Genomic DNA, 314 nt, shown 5'->3' with positions numbered 1-314 from the left:
GTCGTTGACGGGCGATTTTTTGGTGCAATTTAGCAATTCTGTGCTTCAGTTTGCGATGGGCGCGAGTCCCCCTTTTTGCTAACGCAAGGTCGCGTTGCACAGACGCTAGTTGCTCTTTGCTGTTTCTCAGGTAGCGAGGGTTTTCGACTTGCTCAAAATGACCATCTTGATCGATGGTTGAAAAATAATGAGAAACACCCCAATCAAGACCAATAGCTTTAGTGCCACACTGTCTTTCAATGGAATCGTATTCCATTGAAACCGAGATAAACCACTCACCATTCTTGCGAATGATCTCGGCAGTTTTTGGCTTA

At 45.2% G+C, this 314-nt stretch carries 1 protein-coding gene; it reads right to left on the bottom strand.

From position 1 onward, the window contains the following. On the bottom strand, nt 1-314 hold a 314-nt coding region (locus tag BZJ21_RS15790), incomplete at both ends, for a transposase (protein WP_158075557.1).

Source organism: Salinivibrio costicola subsp. alcaliphilus, from assembly GCF_001996185.1.
In the GTDB taxonomy this organism is placed as follows: domain Bacteria; phylum Pseudomonadota; class Gammaproteobacteria; order Enterobacterales; family Vibrionaceae; genus Salinivibrio; species Salinivibrio costicola.
This window is presented reverse-complemented; position numbering and strand designations above follow the sequence as displayed.